This window comes from Thalassotalea sp. 1_MG-2023 (assembly GCF_030546745.1).
Taxonomy (GTDB): Bacteria; Pseudomonadota; Gammaproteobacteria; order Enterobacterales; family Alteromonadaceae; genus Thalassotalea_C.
In genome coordinates this window covers 1-22252 of record NZ_JAUOPD010000035.1, presented here as the reverse complement: position 1 = coordinate 22252, position 22252 = coordinate 1, and the positions used below count along the sequence as shown (strand labels likewise).

Sequence of the window (22252 nt, the reverse complement as noted above, 5' to 3'; positions counted from 1 at the left end):
ACATAATAAGAACTAACAATAGGATGACAACATGCCAGTGATACATTATATAGCTTTATTATTATTGCTCAGTGTATTTACACACTTTAAAGCACAAGCAAATACTACAGTAGAAAAAGAATTAGCTGAATTTTGGCAACAAGCTGAACAAACAGTTACTCAAGGTGACTTTGTCGGTTATTCAGCCACATTCCATGAAAATGCCGTTTTAGTTTCAGATATTGCAAAAACAAGCTATCCGATTGATAAAGCGCTAACCCGGTGGAAAAAAGGCTTTGATGATACCAAAGCCGGTAAAATGAAGGCAGGAGTTAGCTTTAAATTTACCCAATCATTGGTGAGTGACAATACCGCACATCAAACAGGGTATTTTTATTATTACAGCATTGATAGCCAAGGTCAAAAATCGCCTTTTATTGCGCATTTTGAAGCACTGCTAATGAAGAGCAATGGGAAATGGCAAATTATGATGGAACGCCATATTAAGCAAGTAGATTTACAAGCCTGGCGGTCATTATAGTTGCAAGTCTTAACTTAATCTAATAGGCCATTATTCACCTTTTAGATTAAGTTTTTTCTTTAACTAGATATTTCCCTGCAAATACTCATATAAAGCTTTTAACACTGCCACTTTGCTTTGATCACTTTCATGTTCATGCACGAGGTTTTCAATTTTGAGCATAAATTCATCTGCTGAAAGTACACCCTTACCACCATACTGCAACTTACTTTGACAATAGCTCTGCCATTTTAATTGTTCTTCGTTATTGAGCGTTTGAGGATAATTTCTTGCCCTAAACCTAAATAGTAACGTACTTAAACGTTCATCTTGAAACTGAAATGGGTGTGTAGCTAATTGCTCTATCGGTAACTGGTGTAAAATTTCCATTTGCGCTTTGTCACTTTGACTGAAAAAGGCGCCACCATAAAGCGCATGTTCAGCATCTGGCTGTTCGTTTTGATTGTCTTCAGGTAAAAACACATCGCTAAGTTTATCGCGTAACGTTTCATGTTTTTTTAGTTGAGTTAAATGTGTTAAACAGGTTTCCCTTGGAATTGATAAACGTTCTGCATTTTCGGGTAGTAAGGTTTTTGCAGGGGCAACAACAGGGCATTTATTAATATGGATAAGTTTAACGGGAATGGGTAATTCGTCTTCGCCTAACTCATCATGCCTGGTATACAGGTGGTTTTTGATCTCTTCACTACTTAGTTCAAATAAGGGAGTAGGATCTTGCGCCAAATCAACAGCAATAACTGCGTTTTTATTTTGTGGGTGATAAGCAACCGGAGCAAACCAGCTCGTGCAGCCATGTATAGATGAAATTTTACTCGATGTATGCACGACAGGGGTCATATTGTAGACATCTAATAGTTCGCTCACCTGTTTTTTACTGCGTAAACTAAATAAAAATTGATAAAGCTTCGGTTGTTTTTCTTTAATGAGCTTTGCCATTGCGATGGTTGCATAAACATCGCTCATGGCATCATGTGCGGCTTCATGGCTTATAGCATTTGCTGAGGTTAATAATTCTAATCTAAAACTTACGCGTTCCTCACCTGTGCGTTCATCAACAACTTTTGGCCATTCTATGCCTTCGGGTCTGAGCGCATAACAGGCTCTGATCATATCGATAATATCCCAGCGGCTATTGCCATTTTGCCACTCTCGCGCATATGGGTCATAAAAGTTTCGATAAAATAAATAACGCGTTACTTCATCATCAAAGCGAATATTGTTGTAACCTGCCACACAAGTATTAGGTTGTGAAAAAAGCGTATGAATTTTTGCTGCAAACTCTGCTTCATTAAAACCTTCTCGTAATGCTTTTTGAGGAGTTATACCGGTTACTAATGCAGCTTCAGGATGAGGAAGGTAGTCAGCTGGTGGCTGGCAATAGAACATTTCAGGCTCACCAATGATGTTTAAATCAAGATCTGTACGAATGCCCGCAAACTGTGATGGTTTGTCGTATTTAGGATTGATCCCCCACGTTTCATAATCGTGCCAAAGAATAGTGGGCTGTTGCTGACTAACCATATAAAACGTATTACCTTTGATTAATGAATGATAGTAATCATTGTTTGATCACTAAAGAAGAGTTGAATGTAGCAATTATAGGAATGACATCATTCACTTATCAACCCATTTTGTCACTAATCTTGAAGGAGTGTTTAAAATTTTTTAAATAATACAGCTTTTTTTCACGTTGATGTTAAAGAGTTTTTAAATTCGAAGATAAACATCGATATATGACGCTTTGATTTTTAAGAATTTATACTAGTATTTAAAGTACTAAACAAATTTCGAAGAATAACAATGAGCTGGACAATATTAAGAAAACTGCAAGCATTATCACTGACCATCGTTATGGTGTTTACCTTAGCGTTATTGGTGATTAAATTTTATAGCAATGAAATTGGAGATAAATTTGATCAGTTTTATCAAAATAACTTTTCTACTTCCATGCAGTTTGAACGTATCAAAGAAGTGCAAGTTGATACGATGTTAAATATTAGAGGTCTACAGATAAGTTACTTACTAAAGTTAGAAGAACAAACCGAAGGGTATTTATCAACAATTGCTGAAAATCATCAACAAACTCCGAATTTAGTGAATAAAATTGTCGCGTCATATCATGGTGATAAAAGTAAAATAACTCAGTTAAAAAGTTTAATTGAGGATTATCAGACAAAAGCAGATGACTTTGTAACAGCGATGAAAAATGCGCCCGACAATAAAGCGCCATATCCAGTGTTCAAATCGTTTGTTGATAGTTACTATATTTTAGTTGATTTCTTTGATGATTTTAAACAGCTTGTAGACCGTTCAGCATTAGATACTAAGCAAGAAATAGAGCAAGCAATCTCAATTGCTTCGTATGTATTTTATATAGGTCTGATACTTTCGCTCGTTGTGTCGATTGTACTTAGTCAGCTCATTGCTCGCGGTATCAGTAATGCCGTAACGCAAGTAAAAGAGGTGGCTTCTCAATTATCGAAAGGTTTGCTCAACGTTACATGTGTGGTGTCTACTCGTGACGAAATGTCAGCGCTAGCAGATTCAATTAATACTACAATCAGTAGACTACGTGAGACGATGACAGATATAAAGTCGTCTGGTCAATTAGTGGCTAATAATAGTGATGAAGTGCTTGAGTATAATAATCAGGTTCACGAGGGCGCTCATGCAATGACTGATAACATTGCATTGGTGGTTACCGCTATCGAGGAAATGTCACAAACCAGTCAAAACATCGCACAGAACATCACGCAAACGGCTTCTGCCGCCGATGAAATAAATGACTTAGCAAGTGTAAGTTTAACGGCTTCGCAAGAATCTGTTCAGGAAATAGAAACATTGGTTAATTCATTGAAAGAAACGGGCAATACGGTGGATAATTTAAAATCAGAAACCGTTAATATTGAAAAGATTCTGGATGTGATAAAAGCGATCAGCGAGCAAACAAACTTACTGGCGTTAAATGCTGCGATAGAAGCTGCAAGAGCCGGTGAGCAAGGTAGAGGTTTTGCTGTTGTAGCAGATGAGGTTAGAGGCTTAGCACAACGTTCGCAAACATCGGTAAACGAAATAGAAACGTTACTTTCTAGCTTATCAACAGCGGGTGACCAGGCGCAAAGACAAATGACACAAAGTAGCGATATTGCACTTTCGCTTAGTGATAGAGTCAGCCATAGTAATGAATTAATGGAAGATATTCGTCATAAAGTAAATGATGTGAATAGCCAGGCGCATGAAATTGCAACCTCAGCTGAAGAACAAAGTGCTGTTGTCATTGAAATCAGTAAAAATATGCATGATATCAAAACGTTGGTAGAGCAAAATGCAGAGTACGTGAATACGTCAAATGACAAAAGTAATGAAATGAAGCACGCTAGTGGCCATGTGTTAAACCAACTTGATTACTTTACTATTTAACCTGAATGCAAGCCAAATAAAGATCTGTCATTTACACTCTCTTGATCAGCAAATTGATGATCAAGAGGTTGGTTCACATCCTGATTAACCTATTGTTTTCTACGTCAATTTATTGGCATTTAAATTTGGCATTAATCTTGATAAAGCAATATAGTTTTCTTTATTAAGGATATGTTCATGAAAAGTTTAGCGTTATTGCCCTTAGTTTGTTTGTCTTTTGCATCAACAGCAGAGGTTGTTGAGTACAAAGGCAAGGTCACTGATATTTTAATAGGTAAATCGCAATTGATTAAGGTGGGTGTAGAAGAATCTGATGATCAACCAATCGCTTGTTGGAAGCAAGAGTCAGATCAGCCGTGGTTATTTACTTTTGAGCGTGGTTATGATTATACAGATCATTGGTTTGATGTTTTGAACTTAGTACGAAGAACACAAGAAACGATACGAATTGGTTACGCAGAAAATGAAGACAGTGAGTGTGCGATTGAATATATCGCGCTATTAAAAGGTGACGGTATAGTTAATGATGGTCAGGTGGGTGATTCGCTAGAACGTACCGGTCAATACGGGAATATTGCACAAATATATACCAATGGTTTAACTGAATCGAATTTTCATGCAAGTGAAAATTACGGAGCAGATGTACCAGCTGCAGCATTTGATGGTCATATTTTTAATGAGCAGATTGTCGAAGGTGAAGGTAGCCTGATTAACCGGGGAATTTGGTTAGTTAAAAAAGATACTGAAAATAAAGACACGGCATATTGGTTGCAAGTTGAGTTTGAAGAACCTGTCACTGTATCCGGCTTTAGAGTGATGCTCAATACAAAAGCAACAGAGCTTGGACGTGGCCCACGTCATGTAACCATATTAACCTCGCTTAATGGTGAACAATTCGAAGAACAAGGCCAATACAATTTAGGTAAGTCGATTGACCAAAGAGCAAACTTACCGACAAAAGTCGAAGCTAAAATTTTTAGAATTCAGGTAAATTCTAATCAAGGCGACGCTTTTATTGAAATTGATGAGCTTGAAGTTTATTCAAATTAAGTATTTGCTACTTTTGCTAGCATTGGGAAAGGGACGTTAGTCCTTTTCCATCACGCTAAGGTTTTCTTATAAGTGAACACCTTAAAGATATGTTTGCGAACTCTCCCGCAAAAAGCGTACATGCACTTGATACCCAAGCACTTAAACAACCTAATATTACTTTTTACTCCTTTAAGTACTCAGGTAAAACCCTAGGTTGTATCGCCATTAAAACGCATGGTGAAGGGATAGCAGAAATAACGTCTATGCGCACAATAAGTGAGGCGAGGGGGCAAGGAATGGCAACTTGTTTACTAAACTACGTGATGAAAAAAGCCACAAGAAAAGGTTATACCTCCCTTAACTTAGAAACAGGAACAATGGCTTTTTTTAAACCTACCCGTGATTTATATCTACGCCACGGCTTTACCGAATGCGGACCATTTGCTAGTTATCGGAGTGATCCCAATAGCACTTTCATGACGTGTAAACTATCTCGTTAGTATAATTAGCTATTTGGCATGTTTACCATATAAAACAGGCAATCATTTTTTGCGATGTTAACGTTATTTGTTGCCATAAATACTTTGAAGCACGATAGGCTAACTAACCGATTGTCTCTAACAGCAAAATATTTATCAATAACATTGTCTCCAACATCATTGATTAACATTAAGTTATCAAGGCCGTGTTCATCAAGCCAACCAAGCAATTGACCTTCTTTTACCCCGCCATAATTAAGTTGTTCTATTTTATTGATAAATGTAACGCCTGAATAACCTTCGTCGTGTTGTGAAAAATGTAAATCAACATCAGTATTAACCATTAAACATAAAGGTTTATAGAAGATTTTGACATTATTTTTTTGATGGTAATTTGATAAGTTAGAGCAGCTTGCCAGTTCAGAAATCCCTTGAAATGCAACAGCATGGGCTTGTTCATCTTGTGAACCTCCGCATTCAATGGTGATCACCGGACAGCCAAAGTTTTGCTCCATTAACGCACCTCGGGATATACCCGATAAAACCAAAGTGTCAGAAAAAAATGAGCTGGCAGTTAAGCCTTCGTTTGAAACTAAAGGTGTTACCGCAAACGAAGGGCAGTCACTCGGAGTGTTATGAATATCAATAACTACCTCAGGTGATACTGCTTTGATCGCCTGTTCGATAAGGTTGGCTCGTTGATAATATCCATGATTTAAACTGCTGCCAAAACAACGATTAATATCAATACCATTGGCTAAATATCGGGTTGATAATAAAGGGGTGCTTGTTGCTGCTTCAATGGACACAATAATAAAACGTAAGTTGGTTTCTGGCTTGTGAATAAGTGAATCACCCGTAAGCCAACGGTGCATGGCAATAAACCCTGATGGCTCATTACCATGCAATAATGTCGTGATAACCCGGGTTTTATCAACATTTTTTCCCGAAATATCAATGATGGTAGGCACATCTAACGATAATAAAAATTGCTGAAAGTCACCTTTTAGTAGCATTTGATCAGGGTTTTTTAAGTATTCAATGGCTTGAAAATCTAGTTCCATGCTTTGTTAACCTTCGTTGATTTAGTCTCGGTTTAAAAATTTGAAAAGTATTAGTGGTTGATGATCAGTAACCAGTATTAGCAGTTTACTGCTAAAGAGACAGATACCTTTTCAGAAATAAGTATATTAAAGGCCTTTTAATCTCGAAGTGTTGATGAAAATCAAACTTTGAATTATTTGTCTGGGTTTATTAAGTGGTGAAGTCACGGTAGTTTTCATTGATAAAGATTTATTCCGCTAGGTTTGTTTGCAAGTTGAAATATATGTTTTAATGGTTGTTCATCGGTAAATGAGTGAGTTGATATGTCAGATTATATTGAAAACATCATTGCGCAAATTGAACGTGTTGTGATTGGAAAGCCTGAACAAGTAAAACTCTCGTTAGCGTGTTTGTTAGCAAAAGGGCATTTATTGATAGAAGATCTACCTGGAATGGGTAAAACAACCTTGGCTCATGTATTAGCAAGTACCTCAGGATTAAGCTACCAACGTGTACAATTTACCAGTGATTTATTACCGGCAGATATTATTGGTGTGTCAATATTTGATCAACAACAGCTTGCGTTTACCTTTCATAAAGGGCCTTTGTTTAACCAAGTCGTTCTTGCTGATGAAATAAACCGTGCAAGCCCAAAAGCGCAGAGTGCACTGTTAGAAGCGATGGAAGAAAATCGTGTTAGTGTTGATGGTGTCACTTATGAGCTACCAGAACCATTCTTTGTTATTGCTACTCAAAACCCACTTTTTCATGCGGGTACGTATCCACTGCCAGAATCTCAACTTGACCGTTTTATGATGAAAATATCGTTAGGTTTTCCAGATCGTGCATCAGAAAAAGCGATATTAAAAGGAGATAATGCGCGTTTGTTTGAACAACTGTCAGCATGTATTAATTTAAGCCAGTTAACGGTTATTCAAGAAGAGGTAAATAAAGTGTATGTGGCTGATGAAATAATTGATTATGTAGTTGCATTATGTGAATGCTCTCGACATACCAATTTATCAGTCAATCCATTGTCACCTCGTGCAGGTAAATCGCTTATAGCAGCCTCTAAAGCGTGGGCATATATTCATCAACGTGATCATGTTTTACCTGACGATATAAAAGCGGTGTTTATTTCTGTTTGCGAGCATCGTTTAGTGGGCAGTCGCCAACAGCCACAAGGTGATAATCAACGCCAAGGCAGCTCAACCTTAGCTGAGCAGTTATTGTCATCGGTTAATAGTCATCGACCTTTTGAAAGTTCATAATCAAATTAGCCATGTTTAGCTCGATAAGAACCTCAATAATGAAACGTTTTAATGCGTTTGTTGATAAAAGGTTACCTGAGCGTGCTCGGCATAAACTGAGCCATAAAACCATTTATATTTTACCTACCGGTTTTGGCTGCTGTTTTTTAGGCTTTATTTTACTACTGTTTGTTTTAGGCACAAACTACCAGAATAACCTTATTTTGTTTGTAAGTTATCTATTATCTAGTGTCTTTATTGTTGCTATGCTTTACAGTTTTCATAACCTGTTAGGTATTGAAGTTTCCTGTAAAGGGGAATACTTTGTTCAGACTAAACAAGAACTTAAGCTTGAAGTTGAAATAAAAAGTTCTCGAGAAATTTATCATGTTTTTTATGGCTTTGAACAACATAATCGCCAATTTACTCACGTTGCCGGAAGCAAAAATTCATTAAAGGCAAAGTTGTTATATAACCATCGAGGTGTGAAAAACGTCAGTCGCTTTACAATAATGAGTGAATATCCGTTAGGGTTGTTTAAAACATGGACATACGTGAGGTTTCCTCTATCTGTTGTGGTGTATCCGCAACCTATGGCCTGTCAAATTGCTGAGTTAGCTAATGTTACGGTTCAAGATGATCTTGGCCTCACCGCTCAACCATTATTCGAAGGTGATGACTTTTATGCGCTTGCGCCGTATCAACAAGGTTGGCCATTAACACGCGTGGCATGGAAAAACGTAGCGAAAGGGCAAGCATGGCAAATTAAACAAACAGCGCATTATGTACGTTATGATCGCCATGTATTGTGTTTGGCAGACATGCCAGGGCGTGATCTTGAAACACAATTAAAACAACTCTGTTATTTGGTGCTTGATTTAAGCTATGGGCAACAACCCTTCTCATTGGCGGTAGGTCATCAAATGCTCGCTGAATCGCAAGGCGAGAAACACAGCCATCAATGTTTACGTTTAATTGCTCAATATGGCACTGTTCCAGATAGTAAAACGCATTCATCTAATGACGATAAAGGCTTACATCGTCACACGATAGGGCGCTAAACATGTTTTCGAAAGATAACAAAAAACAGATGCCGGTGATTTCATCAAATTGGTTACTTTTATTACCTGTACTGAATTTATCCTTGCTTACGGTTGAATTATCACAATGGTTCATTGCGATGGCGTTAATAACGTTGTTGTGGCAGTGGGCCATTCATCGAAACATTATGGCTATTGGCAAAGGTTGGATCAAAGTCATTATTGCCATCGCCGGTTGTGTATTATTAGTGTTGACAGGTAAAGCAATTGGCTTACTTTCGGCCATGTTGCATCTGTTGTGTCTCTCCTACTTATTAAAACCTTTAGAATTAAAGAAACGCTATGATTTATATCAATGGTATTTAATTGGCTTACTGCTGTTAAGTTGTTCGTTAATATTCCAGCAATCAATTTATTTTGCCTTACTGGTGCTGGTTATTTTTTTAGCCAACCTTATGTTTTTAAGTAGTTTATTTAGCCCGTTTCTGTCGGTTAATAAACAGACGAAGTTTTCACTAAAGCTAGTGGCGCAAAGTTTACCTTTAGCGGTGTTGTTATTCGTGGTGTTTCCTAAGATCCCGCCTTTTTGGCAAGTACCACAATCAAAAGGGGTTGAAACTGGCTTGAATGATTCATTGAAAATTGGGGATATCGCGAAGCTAGCGTTATCAAATGCTTTAGCGTTCCGTGTTGAGTTTTCAGGTGAGATGCCAAACTATCAACAGCTGTATTGGCGTGCCATTGTGCTAGACGTGTTTGACGGCAAAGAATGGAAAAGAAGATATCAACAGGTAGCAAATATTAAACGATATCAACAAGTGCCTAGAAAGCGATTGAAATATTCAGGTGAAGATCAACTAGTCAGTTATCAAGTGATATTAACGCCAAGTTTTCAGCCCTGGTTATTTTTACTCGATGTGGGACAGTTGAATAGTAACCGCAATACAGAGCACCTTGTTACCTTACGTGATTATTCATTGTATTCACCGCGAAAAATCACGCGGCCAATGTCATACCAAGTAACGAGTAATTTAACTCAATCTTTAACACTGTACCATAATGAATCGGTACTCCAGCGTAATTTACGCATTGATCGTAATAGTAACCCTAAGCTCTATAATTTTGGACAAACGCTAAAAGAAAGCGCATTTAATGCACAAAATATTATTGATTCGACGCTTCAGCACTACCGAAGTAACCCTTTTAGATACACATTAGAACCACCGTTATTAACTAATAATTCATTAGATGAATTCTTTTTTAAAACCCAAGCGGGCTTTTGTGAGCATTATGCGAGTAGCTTTACGTATTTGATGCGTGCGGCAGGTATCCCTGCTAGGGTGGTTTTAGGGTATTTAGGAGGAGAGCTAAATGAACAAGGCGGATACTTTAGTGTGTATCAACGTGATGCCCATGCATGGAGTGAAGTTTGGTTAGACGGTAAAGGTTGGGTGAGAGTTGACCCAACCGCGGCAGTTGATCCTAGCAGAGTAGAACAAGGTTTTTCGTCACAGTTATTAAAAGAGCGTGACCAATTAGCTGGCTTTGATATGTCGACATGGTTACAAGCAGGTCTCTTGCAAACGGTACAGTTATATTTAGACACCATTGACTATCAATGGACAAAGTTTGTCATTAATTATTCAACTGAGCAGCAATTTAAACTCTTAAAATCATGGTTTGGTCAACACGTTACCCTTAAAGTAGTTGTTGTGTTGTTGTTGGCATTATCATTAATTGTCGCCTTGTTTTTCATTACGCGTTGGTTAAGAAGATTCACTGGGAAGGAGAGTTCACCAGCTTTAAGGATATATGAATCTGCCTGTCAACATATTGAAAAATTGGGGGTAACGCGCAATCTTAAAGAGACTGACCAGCAATATATTTCACGAGTTAAAAAGGTAAGCGTAGCTGCTTCAGTTGAACTAGCTGCTATTTTCACATTATATAACCAATATGTTTACGCCAATAAAAGGCACAGTAGTATCATCAATGCGTTAAAGAAACGTTTAACAAAGTTGAAAAGTGTAAGAAAGCAGGAAATCGATAGATAAAAATAAAGCCCCATGAAGGAGCTTTATGAACATTGTTTTGTGGTAAATTTATCGAGCACGGAAAATAATACGGCCTTTCGATAAGTCGTACGGTGTTAATTCCACGGTAACTTTATCGCCAGTTAAAATACGAATGTAGTTCTTACGCATTTTGCCTGAAATGTGAGCTGTAACTACGTGTCCATTTTCTAATTCAACACGGAACATAGTGTTTGGTAAGGTATCTAAAACCGTACCTTGCATTTCAATATTTTCTTCTTTCGCCATTGGGCGTTAAACCTCTAATTTGTGCATTGATAAAAAATCTGCGCAGATCATGCACAAATGTTCCGCTAAAGTAAAGCTATACTATGATTTATTTATCGTTTGCCAACGATTATTTCGTAATATCTGGTGTGGGAAGTATCGATTTTTGTAATTCATTTTTTGGCAATCATCAATTTGATAGCCGAGATACAAATAAGGTTTCTTGTATGTCTTTGCAACTTGCACTTGGTTTAAAATTGAAAAATTACCAATACCTGATGCGCGGTATTTTGAGTGATAGAAAGTATAAACTGCTGATAACCCATCAACTAATACATCAGTAACGGCAACGCTTACCAGCGTATTGTCATGCCAAAGTTCAATGAATAATTGCTGACATAATTGTGAAGATAGAAACGATTCAAACTGTGGTTTACTTGGCGGGTACATTGCACCGTCATAATGAATTTCGTTAATGTATTTTTCATAAAGTGGGTAGTAATAGTCTTGTAACTTATGCTTAATAACCACTTCAAGGTGTTTATTTTTTTTCAGCAGGCGCTTTTGGCTTTTTGTTGGTGTGAATTGTTCGGTAACCACACGTAGCGATTGACAGGCATTGCAATGTTCACAATAGGGTCGGTAAATTTGATCGCCACTACGACGAAAACCTTGATGCATAAGCCAAGTGTATTTATCGCTGGTTTGCAATCGTTCGTCAACGGCAATCAGCAATCGTTCTTCTTGTTCAGGTAAGTAATTACAAGGAAATGCTTGGCTTACCCCAAGTTGGTAACTAGTATTCATAAATTACAGTATAGACAAGGAAATTGTTCTTGGTTGCCAAAAATCTTTTGTTATTTTGCGTTGTTTTTCAATTGATTGTTGTTGTAAAAAAGAAGCACGTGATATTTCTGTACAGCCCATGTCGGCTAAAAATGGATTCAATAATTGGCAGTCGATAAAAGCAACGTTATGCGCAGCGAGAAGTTGAGCTAACGCCACAAGCGCGATCTTAGACGCATTGCTTTTAGTGTAAAACATCGATTCACCAGAAAAATATCCACCAATTGCTACTCCATATAAGCCGCCTACCAGTTCACCTTCTTGCCAAATCTCTATTGAATGAGCGTCACCTTGTTGATGTAAGTCGATATACCCTTGCTTCATTTCTTCAACAATCCAAGTGTCATCATCACGAAATGGGGCGTCGGCACAAAATTCAATAACTTCTTCAAATGCGTGATTAAGGGTCACGGTATAAGGACACTTTTTTAGGAATTTTCTGAGTGTGCGATTGATATTTAGTTGGGCAATGGGAATGACGGCTCTAGGATTGGGTGACCACCATAAAATAGGATCTGCTTCACTGAACCAAGGAAACACCCCCGAACTGTATGCACTTAAAAGCCTTTTGGGGCTTAAATCTCCCCCTATCGCTAGCAAACCATTAGGGTCTTGCAAAGCATTTTCAGGGGGAGGAAATGAGAGGCTTCCTAAATCAAGCCATGGAATAGCCTCTGACATAAAATCAAATAACCGTTGGTTATTTCGCGTCTAAATAACGTTCAGCGTCAAGTGCAGCCATACAACCGGCACCTGCTGAAGTGATCGCTTGGCGGTAAATGTGATCTGCAACATCACCCGCGGCAAATACACCTTCGATACTGGTTTGTGTTGCATTTCCAGCAGTACCACTATTAATGGTTAAGTAACCATCTTTCATGTCTAACTGGCCTTTAAAAATATCAGTGTTCGGCTTGTGGCCTATCGCGATAAAGACACCTGAAAGATCGAATACTTCGGTGGCATCTGAGGCAGTATCTTTAATACGTACACCGGTCACACCCATTTGATCGCCTAATACTTCATCTAATGTGCGGTTTACGTGTAGAGTAATGTTACCGTTTTTTACTTTTTCCATTAAACGATCCGTTAATATTTTTTCAGAACGGAAAGTATCACGACGGTGAATTAAATGTACCTCTGACGCAATATTTGATAAATACAAGGCTTCTTCAACGGCTGTATTACCGCCGCCAACAACCGCGACTTTTTGATTTTTATAGAAAAATCCGTCACAGGTTGCGCAGGCAGAAACACCTTTACCCATGAAAGCTTCTTCAGAAGGTAAACCAAGATATTGTGCAGAAGCACCGGTACAAATGATTAATGCATCACAAGTATATTCGCTGCTGCCTGATAATTTAAAGGGGCGAGAGCTTAGGTCGACTGATTCAATATGGTCAAAGATAATTTCAGTATCAAATTTTTCAGCATGCTTTTGCATACGTTCCATTAATGCTGGACCTGTTAAGTCATCAGCGTCGCCAGGCCAGTTTTCAACATCAGTTGTTGTGGTTAATTGACCGCCTTGTTGCATGCCTGTGATCATCACAGGGTTTAAATTTGCGCGCGCAGCGTAAACTGCAGCAGTGTAACCAGCAGGGCCTGAACCCAAAATGAGTAATGGGCAATGTCTTGCTTCGCTCATGAAAAAAACTCCAAATTGATTTAATGCGAATAGCTTTATAGTTGGGATTCTATGGAAAATTCTCAAGATGGTAAAATAACTTTTTAATTATTTATTATTGCCTTTTGTCTAATTTGCACGAAATTGTGTACATTGAGTTTAAAATGAGCATGTTTACAGACAGGGTGAGGATAGTTAACCCCACTTATTAATATGTTACATGACTGTGTTACTAACAGTTCTTATTAATCATAGTTCACCGTAAATTAGGCAACCAAATGGTTGCCTTTGTGTATTTTATATGCTTTACTCAATAGTGAAATATTTAACATGTGAGAAACGAGAATTTACTATGAAAAATTCGATTAAACGTGAAATTGTGATTAATGCAACTCAAGAAAAAATTTATCAAGCAATTGCTGATCCTAAAAAAGTAGTAAGCTGGTTCCCTGATAAGTTAACAGGGAGTTATCGTGAAGGCGAACACACTATTTTTGATTTTTCTGACTGTGGCAAAAGTGCTATTTATATTACGAAGGCAGATCCTTGCTCTTATTTTGCTTTTCGTTGGGTGCCGGGAGAAAGTAACTTTGTTGATGATGTATTAAGTGTACCAAATACCTTAGTAGAATTTCATATTCAAGCGCAAGAAAATGGTGTTTGCAAAGTAACATTGGTTGAATCTGGCTTTGAAACATTACCGGTAGAGCTAATCGAAAAATCTGTTAAACAAAATACTCAGGGTTGGGAGCATATGATTGACAGACTGATAAAATATGTAGAAGCTGCTTAAATGATTGAAGCAAATATATATAAAGCGTTGGGGGATCCAACACGGCTAGAGATGGTCAAGCGTCTTGCCAGTGGTGATGATTACACAATAGGTGAGCTTTCAACAAACCTTGGTATTACTCGGCAAGGGGCAAGAAAACAACTTCAAGTGCTTGTGTCAGCGAATCTTATACGACTAACTCCGCAAGGGCGTGAAACACGAGTAGATCTTGAATTGACTACTTTAACAACAGCGAAACAGTTTATCGCAGCTATAGAGCAGCAGTGGGATCAGCGTTTAGCCGCTCTTAAACGTTTCGCAGAAGAAGAATAACACCTGGTATGCCATGTTTTGACAAACATTGCTGTAAATTAAGTTTGGCAATACAATTTACACTTTTAAGCTAAACGGATAGGTCGTAACTCTTCCATGGTAAATACAAAAAAAAAGATTGTTTTACTCAGTGGCGCTGGTATGAGTGCAGAAAGTGGTATTAATACCTTTCGTGATGCAGATGGCCTTTGGGAAGGGCATGACGTTATGTCTGTTGCCAGTATTGAGGGGTGGTATCAAAACCAACCTTTAGTACTAAATTTCTATAATCAACGTCGCAAGCAACTTAACCAAGTATCACCCAATGAAGGGCATGTCGCACTAGCCAAAGCACAACAATGTGCAGATATTTCTATTATTACCCAGAACGTTGATGATCTTCATGAAAGAGCGGGAAGCAACAATGTTATCCATTTGCACGGTGAACTCAGAAAAGCACAAAGTACTTTATATCCTGAGTATGTTTGTCCTTGGGATGGTGACATTCAACTTGGCGATGTGTGCCCTCAAGGAGCACAACTAAGGCCTTTTATTGTTTGGTTTGGTGAAGATGTTCCAATGTTAAATCAAGCCATAGTACAGATCGCGAGTGCAGATGTTGTGATTGTAGTGGGCACGTCGATGCAGGTATACCCAGCAGCAAATTTAGTTAGCTTTGCCCCTGAGGAAGCTGAGATTTTCTATCTTGATCCTAAGCCACAGCTCAATAATGCTTTAAAAGCGCGAAAAAACCTTACCGTTATTGAGCAAACGGCGGCCGTAGGTTTACCAACCTTATTAGCGACCATATTACAATAACAAAAAGAGAGGTAATCGGCTCAAGATTGTTGTTTATAGTGCTAGCTGATAGAATGCGCGGCTTTATATAATTACCAAAGGTATAGCGATAGATGTTTATTTTGCGATGGGTTATTGGCCGTATTATTTTATTTTTCAATTTTATTTTTTCTCCACGCTCGCCTAAGTTGACGCCGTCAGAACAGGCAAAAATTGCAGAGGCAACGAACAATTTAAGTCTTTATCAATTACCTGCCTGTCCTTTTTGTGTAAAAGTTCGCAGGTCCATGAAACGCAATGGGATCACTTTGCCGTTGTTAAACATAAATAAGTCAGACGAAGCAAACCAAGCTTTAATTGAACAAGGTGGTAAACGTAAAGTACCTTGTTTACGCATCGAACATGAAAATAATTCAGTTGAATGGCTGTATGAATCAAATGATATTATCGATTACTTAACGAACCGTGTGAGAACATCGACAATTAACGCTGAATGAAAGCACGTAAGAATGGCTGGTTTTGTTGGTAATGATTAAACCGCGTTATTAATGACGTATTTAAGTGCTGCTCGACTTCTTTCTCTTGCAGCATTGAAAACCCCACCTTTTGATATAACTCTTGTAAGTTATTGTTCGCGAAGCAGACTAGAATTTTATGTTTAATAATACAGTGTTCTAATAGCTTTGTAGCCAGACCTTCATTTCGGTATTTGCAAGAAACATATAACCCATGCAGAAGTGCTTGTTGATTACCTTTAACAAGTTGAGAAACAATAATGGCAGCGATGATTTCGTCGTCATTCTGCTTAATTATGTAACATGAATCATACCCCATAAAACTTGCAGCAAAACCATGAGTTTTATAAAACCGTTTAATGGTTTTCTTATCAGCTTTGGTTGCTGTGTCTATAACAAGGTCAGTTGCACTATGGGAAGGTAAAGTCATTTTATAAGTCAGTATTTATGCTCATTTAACAATAGAAAAGGCGCTCAATGAGCGCCTAATGATTGGATTTTTAGGTTAACGCAACGAAGGTAAGCTTATTTAACACGCATACCTGGTTGTGCTCCATCATCTGGGTTTAATATCCATAAATCTTTTCCACCAGGTCCAGCTGCTAATACCATACCTTCAGACATGCCAAAGCGCATTTTACGAGGGGCTAAATTTGCCACCATAACGGTAAGTTTACCTTCTAGATCTTCAGGTTGATAAGCCGATTTAATTCCTGCAAACACTTGGCGGGTTTCGTTACCATCATTATCGAGAGCTAATTCTAAACGTAATAGCTTATCGGCTTTTTCTACGTGCTCTGCTTTTACGATTTTCGCAATACGTAAATCTATTTTGGCGAAATCATCAAATTGAATTTCTGGTGAAATAGGATCATCAGCAATAGGGCCAGTAGGCGCTGGTTTAGCTTCTTCTAAGTTTTCTTTTGAGGCTGTGACCATTGCTTCTACTTTATCCATATCAACCCTTTGTAATAGGGCTTTAAATTTATTGATCTTATGGTTGGTTAACAATGTCTGATGCCCATGCCATAAGAGTTCGTCATTTAAGAATGCTTCAGTGCTTTGTGCAAGTTTTGGTAACACTGGTTTTAAATAAATCATCAGTGTTCGGAATAGGTTAATACCAAGAGAACAAACATCGTGTACTTCTTGTTGTTTGCTTTCATCCTTTATCAACACCCATGGTTCTTTTATCGCGATATATTCGTTAACTTTGTCAGCTAATGCCATGATTTCACGCATCGCTTTAGCAAACTCTCTGTTTTCGTAAAGGTCTGCTAATCTATCACCAGCCGATGTAACTTCATTAGCCAACGCTTGATCATCAATATTAGCTGATAACATGCCATCGAAACGTTTAGTAATAAAACTGGCACAGCGCGATGCTATGTTGACCACTTTACCAACAAGATCTGAATTTACCCGTTGTGCAAAGTCTTCTAAATTTAGATCTAAATCGTCAATACGATTGGTTAATTTAGCGGCATAATAATAGCGTAAATACTCTGGATTTAAGTGATCTAAGAAAGTACGGCCTTTAATAAAGGTACCTTTTGACTTAGACATTTTTGCACCATTTACCGTGACAAAACCGTGGGCAAAAACTGATGTTGGTTTACGATAACCTGCACCTTCAAGCATAGCTGGCCAAAATAAGCTGTGGAAATAGATAATATCTTTGCCGATAAAGTGATAAAGCTCAGCCTCAGAGTTTTCTTTCCAGTAGGAGTTAAAATCGATATTTTCTTTATCACATAAATTTTTAAAGCTACCCATGTAGCCGATAGGCGCGTCTAACCAAACATAAAAGAACTTTCCTGGGGCATTTGGAATTTCAAAACCAAAATATGGCGAATCACGGCTGATATCCCATTGCTGTAACCCTTGTTCAAACCATTCGTTAAGTTTGTTCGCCATTTCTTCTTGTAAAGAGCCACCAGTAGTCCAATCTTTTAGCATTTTTTCAAAAGCTGGCAGATCAAAGAAAAAGTGTTCAGAGTCTTTTAAAATAGGTGTTGCACCTGACACCACAGAGCGGGGGTTTATTACCTCTGTTGGTGAATAAGTAGCGCCGCAATTATCGCAGCTGTCGCCGTTTTCATCTTCACTTTTACAGGTTGGGCAAGTACCTTTCACGAAACGGTCGGGTAAAAACATGCCTTTTTCAGGATCATATAATTGTGAAATTGTTCGTGATTTAATATAACCACTTTCATTTAGTTTATTGTATATCTCACTTGCAAACGCTCTGTTTTCGTCGCTATGCGTTGAATGATAGTTGTCAAAGCTGATCATAAAATCACTAAAATCAGCCATATGTTCTTCACGCACACCTGCGATCATTTCTTCAGGGCTAACACCAAGTTCCTGTGCTTTAAGCATTATGGGTGTACCGTGGGCATCATCAGCACATACGAAATATGTTTCGTGACCACGCATTCGTTGGAAACGAACCCAGATATCGGTTTGAATATGTTCTAATAAGTGTCCTAAATGGATTGAACCATTCGCGTACGGTAAAGCACAAGTAACAAGAATTTTGCGTTTATTTGGTGATTGCATATAGGTTTCTAACTGAATTTAATTGTGACTAAAATTAGGTGGTAATTAAGGAGGGAATGGTACAGAATTTAATTGAATTTATCATTAACTAATATCGACAAATCTTGTATTTATTAGATTTTTTTTCTTAAAACATAACAAAACAATAGTCTGATCATGTTTTCATCTTTATTTGGTTCGTCTGTACCCACTGAAACACGCGATAAAATCACTGAATTTTTCCATCAATACCAAGAGGAATTATTCCCCAGTGGTATTGCTAAATGTTGTAAAATCACCGAAATAGCCAAAGTTAAAAAAGATATAGTGGTTTCCATAGAAGTGCCTTTCGCTTGCGATAGTGCGTTAGATCGGTTCGCTTCAAGTTTATTGACGCAGACTGATATTTCAATTTTGGTCAATAGCCAATTACAAGTGCAAAAGATAAAACGTCATAATATTCAAGGTATTAAAAATATTATTGCGATTGCGTCTGGTAAAGGTGGAGTTGGAAAATCGACGACTACGGTAAACCTAGCGTATGCACTGGCCGCTGAAGGTGCTTCTGTCGCGATACTTGATGCCGATATATATGGGCCATCAATTCCAAAAATGTTGGGTTTAGAAGGGCAGCCAGTTACCTCTCCTGATGGTAAAAAAATGTTACCCCTAGAGAAAAATGAGATAGCGGCTATGTCAATAGGTTTTCTGGTTGAAGAAAAAGATGCCACTGTATGGCGAGGTCCAATGGCTAGCAGAGCCTTTAATCAATTATTGAATGAGACCGCATGGCAAGAGACCGACTATTTACTCATTGATATGCCGCCAGGTACGGGTGATATACAATTAACCCTTGCACAACAAGTACCTGTAGCTGCTTCTGTTATTATTACCACACCACAAGATATTGCCTTAGCTGACGCAGTGAAGGGAATAGAAATGTTCAAAAAAGTGGATGTACCCGTACTTGGTATTATTGAGAATATGAGTTATCACATATGCCAACACTGCGGTGAAAAATCACAGTTATTTGGCCACGGTGGCGGTACAACCCTTAGCGATGAGTTTTCCACACCATTACTAGGACAGTTACCGTTAAATATCGATATTTGCCAATATGCAGATAATGGGAAATCACCATTAATTGAAAATAGCACTAGTGATATTGCGCAACAATACCGTAGAATAGCGGGTAACATCGCTGCTGAACTTTATAAACAAAAATCAGAACAAAGTCCTGACAGCGCCGAATTATTTGTTAAACAAGTAGAATAGTTTTTACCTCGTCATGATAAATACATTATGGTTGAGACTGTTTCACGTTATAACGGTAAATCATCAAAAAATCGTTAGAAATAACATCATTGCAATTATTGAAAAAATAAGAAAGATAGCCCTATGAGATTGTGCGATAAAGATATTCAAGAATTACTAAAACAAGAAAGCATTATAATTTCTCCAATGCCAGATGAAAGTATGATTTCAGGGGTAAGTGTCGATATTCGTTTAGGTAATGAATTTCGTGTTTTTCAAGATCACACGGCACCGTATATAGATTTGAGTGGGCAGAAAGAATCGGTACAAAAAGCGATGAATTCGGTGATGAGTGATGAAATTGTTATTCCTGACGGCGAGGCTTTCTTTTTACATCCTGGGGAATTGGCGCTTGCGGTAACCCACGAGTCAGTAACATTACCTGACAATATAGTAGGGTGGCTTGATGGTCGTTCTTCGTTAGCCCGCTTAGGTTTAATGGTACATGTTACGGCACATCGAATTGATCCAGGTTGGTCGGGGCAGATTGTTTTAGAGTTTTACAATAGTGGTAAGTTGCCGCTTGCTTTACGGCCTAAAATGAAAATAGCCGCACTTAATTTTGAAACGATGTCTGGTGCTGCGCTTCGTCCATACAATAAACGCAATGATGCTAAATATAAAGGTCAAATGGGAGCGGTAGCGAGTAGGATAAGTGAAGACGACAATTCAACGAAGTAACAAGTTCAGTTAAGAGTTAACCACTTGGGTCAACGGAGCTTGACCCGAAATATCAATGCATTGTTGTAATGCGTTAAGTAACTTTTCTTTATCATGATAATGAGCAACAGTTGTTGAGGCTAACTGACAGTTAATAGTGGGTAGTATTGATGAGGTAACACCTTCTGGCGCAATTACGCTATCAATTGGCATACAACCAATATTATCTGTTAACCACGTTAACTTTTCATCAAGTGTCGCCTTACCCGCAGGGCTAGCTTCTGCCACAATATTTTCAACAAAAACACAGTGTGCATCGCTTTTATTAATTGCATTGACAATATCACGCACTAATAATGGTGGTACAACACTGGTTAAAAAGCTGCCAGGACCAAGAATAATTAAATCAGCTTCTTCAAGCGCTTTTCTACCACTGCTTAATGTTTTAACCAGAGGGGCTAGCATTAAGCTTTTCGGCATAACGGGCATTTCATCAACAGAAAGTTCTCCAACCCGACATCGACCTTCGGGGTAAAATGCCATTAAATCGGTAGGGGTTTCAGACATGGGTAAGACAGGTGTTTTTACCCGTAATAAGCGTCTTACTAGTTTAATGGAGTCTAATGGTCTAGATTGAATTTGTCCTAAACCAAATAAGATTAAATTACCTAAGTTATGCCCGCCAAGTTCATCTTGGCCATCAAAGCGAAAATTAAACAGTTGACTGCCAATAGAGTCTTCATCGACTAACTGAGTTAAGCAATTGCGTAAGTCTCCCCATGCTATCGAACTACTGCGTTTACGTAATCGACCAGTAGAGCCACCATTATCTGTAGTTGTTACAATACCGGTTAGGTTTTTTTCTAGAAAAGATAAACAAGAGAGCACACGACCAAGACCGTGCCCACCTCCAATCGCAACAACTTTAGCATTTTTTAGTAGCATGAAAGATTCTAATATTTTACCTGAGCCCCTACCATAGCTATTTTTCCGAGAAAAATAAAGTCAGCAGCTTTGCACACAGACATTTATTTTTGCTACAAAGCAAATTAAGTATTTATTATTGACGGAAAAATCGTTATTAAACCGTTGAATATATAAAAAATAGTCAAGTTGATGCTTATCTAGCCACTTAAACACAAAACAGCAAAAAAATAGCGTAAACACTAAATTAAAGGTTGACAGTTTATAGGGGGGTGCCTAAAATGCGCCTCGCTTTCAACGAGTAGAACTCTACACGTTGATGTCTATAATATAAGCACTAGGCCGTTTATATTCTAGCTAGCGGGGCTATAGCTCAGCTGGGAGAGCGCTTCGCTGGCAGCGAAGAGGTCTGCGGTTCGATCCCGCATAGCTCCACCAAAATTTAAGTGTTAGGTAACTTGTTACCTGGCGCTGAAAAAGAAAAGCGTAGCTTTTCATTAATTCAGCGTCCCTATCGTCTAGAGGCCTAGGACACCGCCCTTTCACGGCGGTAACAGGGGTTCGAATCCCCTTAGGGATGCCACATTTAACCATGGCTGTAATAGGGCATGGTGAAGGGTAAAGTAATCTAGGTCTTACTTTATACCTTAGTCGAAAGACTGAACGAATACCGTTAACTAACGTAACTGTGAGTTAACAAGCGATAAAGGTTGTCAGCCTTTGCGCTGAAACGCATTAGAGGTAAGGGCGTTCTGAAAACATAGTTTTCAATCACCTTATACTAAAAAAGCGAATTTTCGCTGAGCGATTTTAGTGTCCCTATCGTCTAGAGGCCTAGGACACCGCCCTTTCACGGCG

General features: G+C 38.3%; 22 protein-coding genes and 2 tRNA genes. 15 read left to right on the top strand and 9 right to left on the bottom strand.

The features are described from left to right. Positions 1-31 precede the first annotated feature (31 nt). Positions 32-520 (top strand): hypothetical protein, encoded by a 489-nt coding sequence (locus Q4489_RS17090; RefSeq protein WP_303482820.1) that lies wholly within the window; start codon positions 32-34, stop codon positions 518-520. Between the two features lie 63 nt (positions 521-583). On the opposite strand, the gene sbcB is transcribed toward Q4489_RS17090, so the two are convergent. Continuing rightward, positions 584-2041 (bottom strand): exodeoxyribonuclease I, encoded by a 1458-nt coding sequence (gene sbcB, locus Q4489_RS17085; RefSeq protein WP_303482817.1) that lies wholly within the window; start codon positions 2039-2041, stop codon positions 584-586. Between the two features lie 279 nt (positions 2042-2320). On the opposite strand from sbcB, the gene Q4489_RS17080 reads away from it, so the two are divergent. The 3 genes from Q4489_RS17080 (at position 2321) to Q4489_RS17070 (ending at position 5472) form a co-directional block, all read left to right on the top strand. Then, positions 2321-3940 (top strand): methyl-accepting chemotaxis protein, encoded by a 1620-nt coding sequence (locus Q4489_RS17080; protein ID WP_303482814.1) that lies wholly within the window; start codon positions 2321-2323, stop codon positions 3938-3940. Between the two features lie 177 nt (positions 3941-4117). Beyond that, the gene (locus tag Q4489_RS17075; RefSeq protein WP_303482811.1) at positions 4118-4990 is read left to right on the top strand and encodes a discoidin domain-containing protein; all 873 of its coding nucleotides are present in this window, start codon (positions 4118-4120) and stop codon (positions 4988-4990) included. An 89-nt stretch (positions 4991-5079) separates the two neighbouring features. Further along, entirely contained in the window at positions 5080-5472 is a 393-nt protein-coding gene (locus Q4489_RS17070; RefSeq protein WP_303482808.1) for a GNAT family N-acetyltransferase, read from the top strand. Between the two features lie 5 nt (positions 5473-5477). On the opposite strand, the gene Q4489_RS17065 is transcribed toward Q4489_RS17070, so the two are convergent. After that, positions 5478-6515 (bottom strand): succinylglutamate desuccinylase/aspartoacylase family protein, encoded by a 1038-nt coding sequence (locus Q4489_RS17065; protein WP_303482804.1) that lies wholly within the window; start codon positions 6513-6515, stop codon positions 5478-5480. A 303-nt stretch (positions 6516-6818) separates the two neighbouring features. On the opposite strand from Q4489_RS17065, the gene Q4489_RS17060 reads away from it, so the two are divergent. Genes Q4489_RS17060 through Q4489_RS17050 form a run of 3 tightly spaced genes read left to right on the top strand, consistent with a single transcriptional unit; the run spans position 6819 to position 10839 of the window. After that, positions 6819-7766: a MoxR family ATPase gene (locus tag Q4489_RS17060; protein WP_303482801.1), complete on the top strand. Its 948-nt coding sequence runs from the start codon at positions 6819-6821 to the stop codon at positions 7764-7766. 38 nt (positions 7767-7804) lie between these two features. Further along, positions 7805-8806 (top strand): hypothetical protein, encoded by a 1002-nt coding sequence (locus Q4489_RS17055; RefSeq protein ID WP_303482798.1) that lies wholly within the window; start codon positions 7805-7807, stop codon positions 8804-8806. Between the two features lie 2 nt (positions 8807-8808). Then, a complete protein-coding gene (locus Q4489_RS17050) occupies positions 8809-10839 on the top strand; it encodes a DUF3488 and transglutaminase-like domain-containing protein (RefSeq protein WP_303482795.1) in 2031 nt (676 codons plus the stop codon). A 48-nt stretch (positions 10840-10887) separates the two neighbouring features. Here Q4489_RS17050 and infA read toward each other — a convergent pair whose 3' ends face one another. The 4 genes from infA to trxB form a co-directional block, all read right to left on the bottom strand. After that, positions 10888-11106: a translation initiation factor IF-1 gene (gene infA / locus Q4489_RS17045; RefSeq protein WP_011043571.1), complete on the bottom strand. Its 219-nt coding sequence runs from the start codon at positions 11104-11106 to the stop codon at positions 10888-10890. Positions 11107-11187: 81 nt separating this feature from the next. Further along, positions 11188-11892, bottom strand: a complete 705-nt coding sequence (locus Q4489_RS17040; RefSeq protein WP_303482791.1) for an arginyltransferase — start codon at positions 11890-11892, stop codon at positions 11188-11190. A 3-nt stretch (positions 11893-11895) separates the two neighbouring features. Beyond that, a complete protein-coding gene (gene aat, locus Q4489_RS17035; RefSeq protein ID WP_303482788.1) occupies positions 11896-12612 on the bottom strand; it encodes a leucyl/phenylalanyl-tRNA--protein transferase in 717 nt (238 codons plus the stop codon). A gap of 19 nt (positions 12613-12631) precedes the next feature. Continuing rightward, positions 12632-13579: a thioredoxin-disulfide reductase gene (gene trxB, locus Q4489_RS17030; protein ID WP_303482785.1), complete on the bottom strand. Its 948-nt coding sequence runs from the start codon at positions 13577-13579 to the stop codon at positions 12632-12634. A gap of 331 nt (positions 13580-13910) precedes the next feature. Between trxB and Q4489_RS17025 the strand changes: the two genes are divergently transcribed. The 4 genes from Q4489_RS17025 to Q4489_RS17010 all read left to right on the top strand — a co-directional run bounded on the left by Q4489_RS17025 (position 13911) and on the right by Q4489_RS17010 (position 15937). After that, entirely contained in the window at positions 13911-14351 is a 441-nt protein-coding gene (locus Q4489_RS17025; RefSeq protein WP_303482782.1) for an SRPBCC domain-containing protein, read from the top strand. Continuing rightward, positions 14352-14663, top strand: a complete 312-nt coding sequence (locus Q4489_RS17020) for a helix-turn-helix transcriptional regulator (protein ID WP_303482779.1) — start codon at positions 14352-14354, stop codon at positions 14661-14663. A gap of 96 nt (positions 14664-14759) precedes the next feature. Then, positions 14760-15461 (top strand): Sir2 family NAD-dependent protein deacetylase, encoded by a 702-nt coding sequence (locus Q4489_RS17015; RefSeq protein WP_303482777.1) that lies wholly within the window; start codon positions 14760-14762, stop codon positions 15459-15461. 92 nt (positions 15462-15553) lie between these two features. Beyond that, the gene (locus tag Q4489_RS17010; RefSeq protein ID WP_303482774.1) at positions 15554-15937 is read left to right on the top strand and encodes a glutaredoxin; all 384 of its coding nucleotides are present in this window, start codon (positions 15554-15556) and stop codon (positions 15935-15937) included. Here the strand turns inward: Q4489_RS17010 and Q4489_RS17005 are convergent. Then, entirely contained in the window at positions 15924-16385 is a 462-nt protein-coding gene (locus Q4489_RS17005) for a GNAT family N-acetyltransferase (RefSeq protein WP_303482771.1), read from the bottom strand. The two genes, Q4489_RS17010 and Q4489_RS17005, sit on opposite strands and share 14 nt — an antisense overlap. A 95-nt stretch (positions 16386-16480) precedes the next feature. Then, positions 16481-18517 carry a methionine--tRNA ligase gene (metG, locus tag Q4489_RS17000; protein WP_303482768.1) on the bottom strand — a complete coding sequence of 679 codons (2037 nt, stop codon included), beginning with the start codon at positions 18515-18517 and terminating at the stop codon, positions 16481-16483. A 156-nt stretch (positions 18518-18673) separates the two neighbouring features. On the opposite strand from metG, the gene apbC reads away from it, so the two are divergent. Together apbC and dcd are read left to right on the top strand one after the other, a co-directional pair. After that, positions 18674-19771 (top strand): iron-sulfur cluster carrier protein ApbC, encoded by a 1098-nt coding sequence (apbC, locus tag Q4489_RS16995; RefSeq protein WP_303482766.1) that lies wholly within the window; start codon positions 18674-18676, stop codon positions 19769-19771. Between the two features lie 123 nt (positions 19772-19894). Further along, positions 19895-20491 carry a dCTP deaminase gene (gene dcd, locus Q4489_RS16990; protein WP_303482763.1) on the top strand — a complete coding sequence of 199 codons (597 nt, stop codon included), beginning with the start codon at positions 19895-19897 and terminating at the stop codon, positions 20489-20491. 9 nt (positions 20492-20500) lie between these two features. Here the strand turns inward: dcd and yvcK are convergent, their stop codons facing one another. Next, a complete protein-coding gene (gene yvcK, locus Q4489_RS16985) occupies positions 20501-21415 on the bottom strand; it encodes a uridine diphosphate-N-acetylglucosamine-binding protein YvcK (protein ID WP_303482760.1) in 915 nt (304 codons plus the stop codon). 341 nt (positions 21416-21756) lie between these two features. On the opposite strand from yvcK, the gene Q4489_RS16980 reads away from it, so the two are divergent. Together Q4489_RS16980 and Q4489_RS16975 are read left to right on the top strand one after the other, a co-directional pair. Continuing rightward, positions 21757-21832: transfer RNA gene (locus Q4489_RS16980), tRNA-Ala, on the top strand. A gap of 69 nt (positions 21833-21901) precedes the next feature. Then, positions 21902-21977: transfer RNA gene (locus tag Q4489_RS16975), tRNA-Glu, on the top strand. Positions 21978-22252 lie beyond the last annotated feature (275 nt).

Excerpts from the sequence above, each read along its gene's own strand:
- Q4489_RS17090 (WP_303482820.1), top strand. The coding sequence starts at position 32 with ATGCCAGTGATACATTATATAGCTTTATTATTATTGCTCAGTGTATTT.
- sbcB (WP_303482817.1), bottom strand. The coding sequence starts at position 2,041 with ATGGTTAGTCAGCAACAGCCCACTATTCTTTGGCACGATTATGAAACG.
- Q4489_RS17080 (WP_303482814.1), top strand. The coding sequence starts at position 2,321 with ATGAGCTGGACAATATTAAGAAAACTGCAAGCATTATCACTGACCATC.
- Q4489_RS17075 (WP_303482811.1), top strand. The coding sequence starts at position 4,118 with ATGAAAAGTTTAGCGTTATTGCCCTTAGTTTGTTTGTCTTTTGCATCA.
- Q4489_RS17070 (WP_303482808.1), top strand. The coding sequence starts at position 5,080 with ATGTTTGCGAACTCTCCCGCAAAAAGCGTACATGCACTTGATACCCAA.
- Q4489_RS17065 (WP_303482804.1), bottom strand. The coding sequence starts at position 6,515 with ATGGAACTAGATTTTCAAGCCATTGAATACTTAAAAAACCCTGATCAA.
- Q4489_RS17060 (WP_303482801.1), top strand. The coding sequence starts at position 6,819 with ATGTCAGATTATATTGAAAACATCATTGCGCAAATTGAACGTGTTGTG.
- Q4489_RS17055 (WP_303482798.1), top strand. The coding sequence starts at position 7,805 with ATGAAACGTTTTAATGCGTTTGTTGATAAAAGGTTACCTGAGCGTGCT.
- Q4489_RS17050 (WP_303482795.1), top strand. The coding sequence starts at position 8,809 with ATGTTTTCGAAAGATAACAAAAAACAGATGCCGGTGATTTCATCAAAT.
- infA (WP_011043571.1), bottom strand. The coding sequence starts at position 11,106 with ATGGCGAAAGAAGAAAATATTGAAATGCAAGGTACGGTTTTAGATACC.
- Q4489_RS17040 (WP_303482791.1), bottom strand. The coding sequence starts at position 11,892 with ATGAATACTAGTTACCAACTTGGGGTAAGCCAAGCATTTCCTTGTAAT.
- aat (WP_303482788.1), bottom strand. The coding sequence starts at position 12,612 with ATGTCAGAGGCTATTCCATGGCTTGATTTAGGAAGCCTCTCATTTCCT.
- trxB (WP_303482785.1), bottom strand. The coding sequence starts at position 13,579 with ATGAGCGAAGCAAGACATTGCCCATTACTCATTTTGGGTTCAGGCCCT.
- Q4489_RS17025 (WP_303482782.1), top strand. The coding sequence starts at position 13,911 with ATGAAAAATTCGATTAAACGTGAAATTGTGATTAATGCAACTCAAGAA.
- Q4489_RS17020 (WP_303482779.1), top strand. The coding sequence starts at position 14,352 with ATGATTGAAGCAAATATATATAAAGCGTTGGGGGATCCAACACGGCTA.
- Q4489_RS17015 (WP_303482777.1), top strand. The coding sequence starts at position 14,760 with ATGGTAAATACAAAAAAAAAGATTGTTTTACTCAGTGGCGCTGGTATG.
- Q4489_RS17010 (WP_303482774.1), top strand. The coding sequence starts at position 15,554 with ATGTTTATTTTGCGATGGGTTATTGGCCGTATTATTTTATTTTTCAAT.
- Q4489_RS17005 (WP_303482771.1), bottom strand. The coding sequence starts at position 16,385 with ATGACTTTACCTTCCCATAGTGCAACTGACCTTGTTATAGACACAGCA.
- metG (WP_303482768.1), bottom strand. The coding sequence starts at position 18,517 with ATGCAATCACCAAATAAACGCAAAATTCTTGTTACTTGTGCTTTACCG.
- apbC (WP_303482766.1), top strand. The coding sequence starts at position 18,674 with ATGTTTTCATCTTTATTTGGTTCGTCTGTACCCACTGAAACACGCGAT.
- dcd (WP_303482763.1), top strand. The coding sequence starts at position 19,895 with ATGAGATTGTGCGATAAAGATATTCAAGAATTACTAAAACAAGAAAGC.
- yvcK (WP_303482760.1), bottom strand. The coding sequence starts at position 21,415 with ATGCTACTAAAAAATGCTAAAGTTGTTGCGATTGGAGGTGGGCACGGT.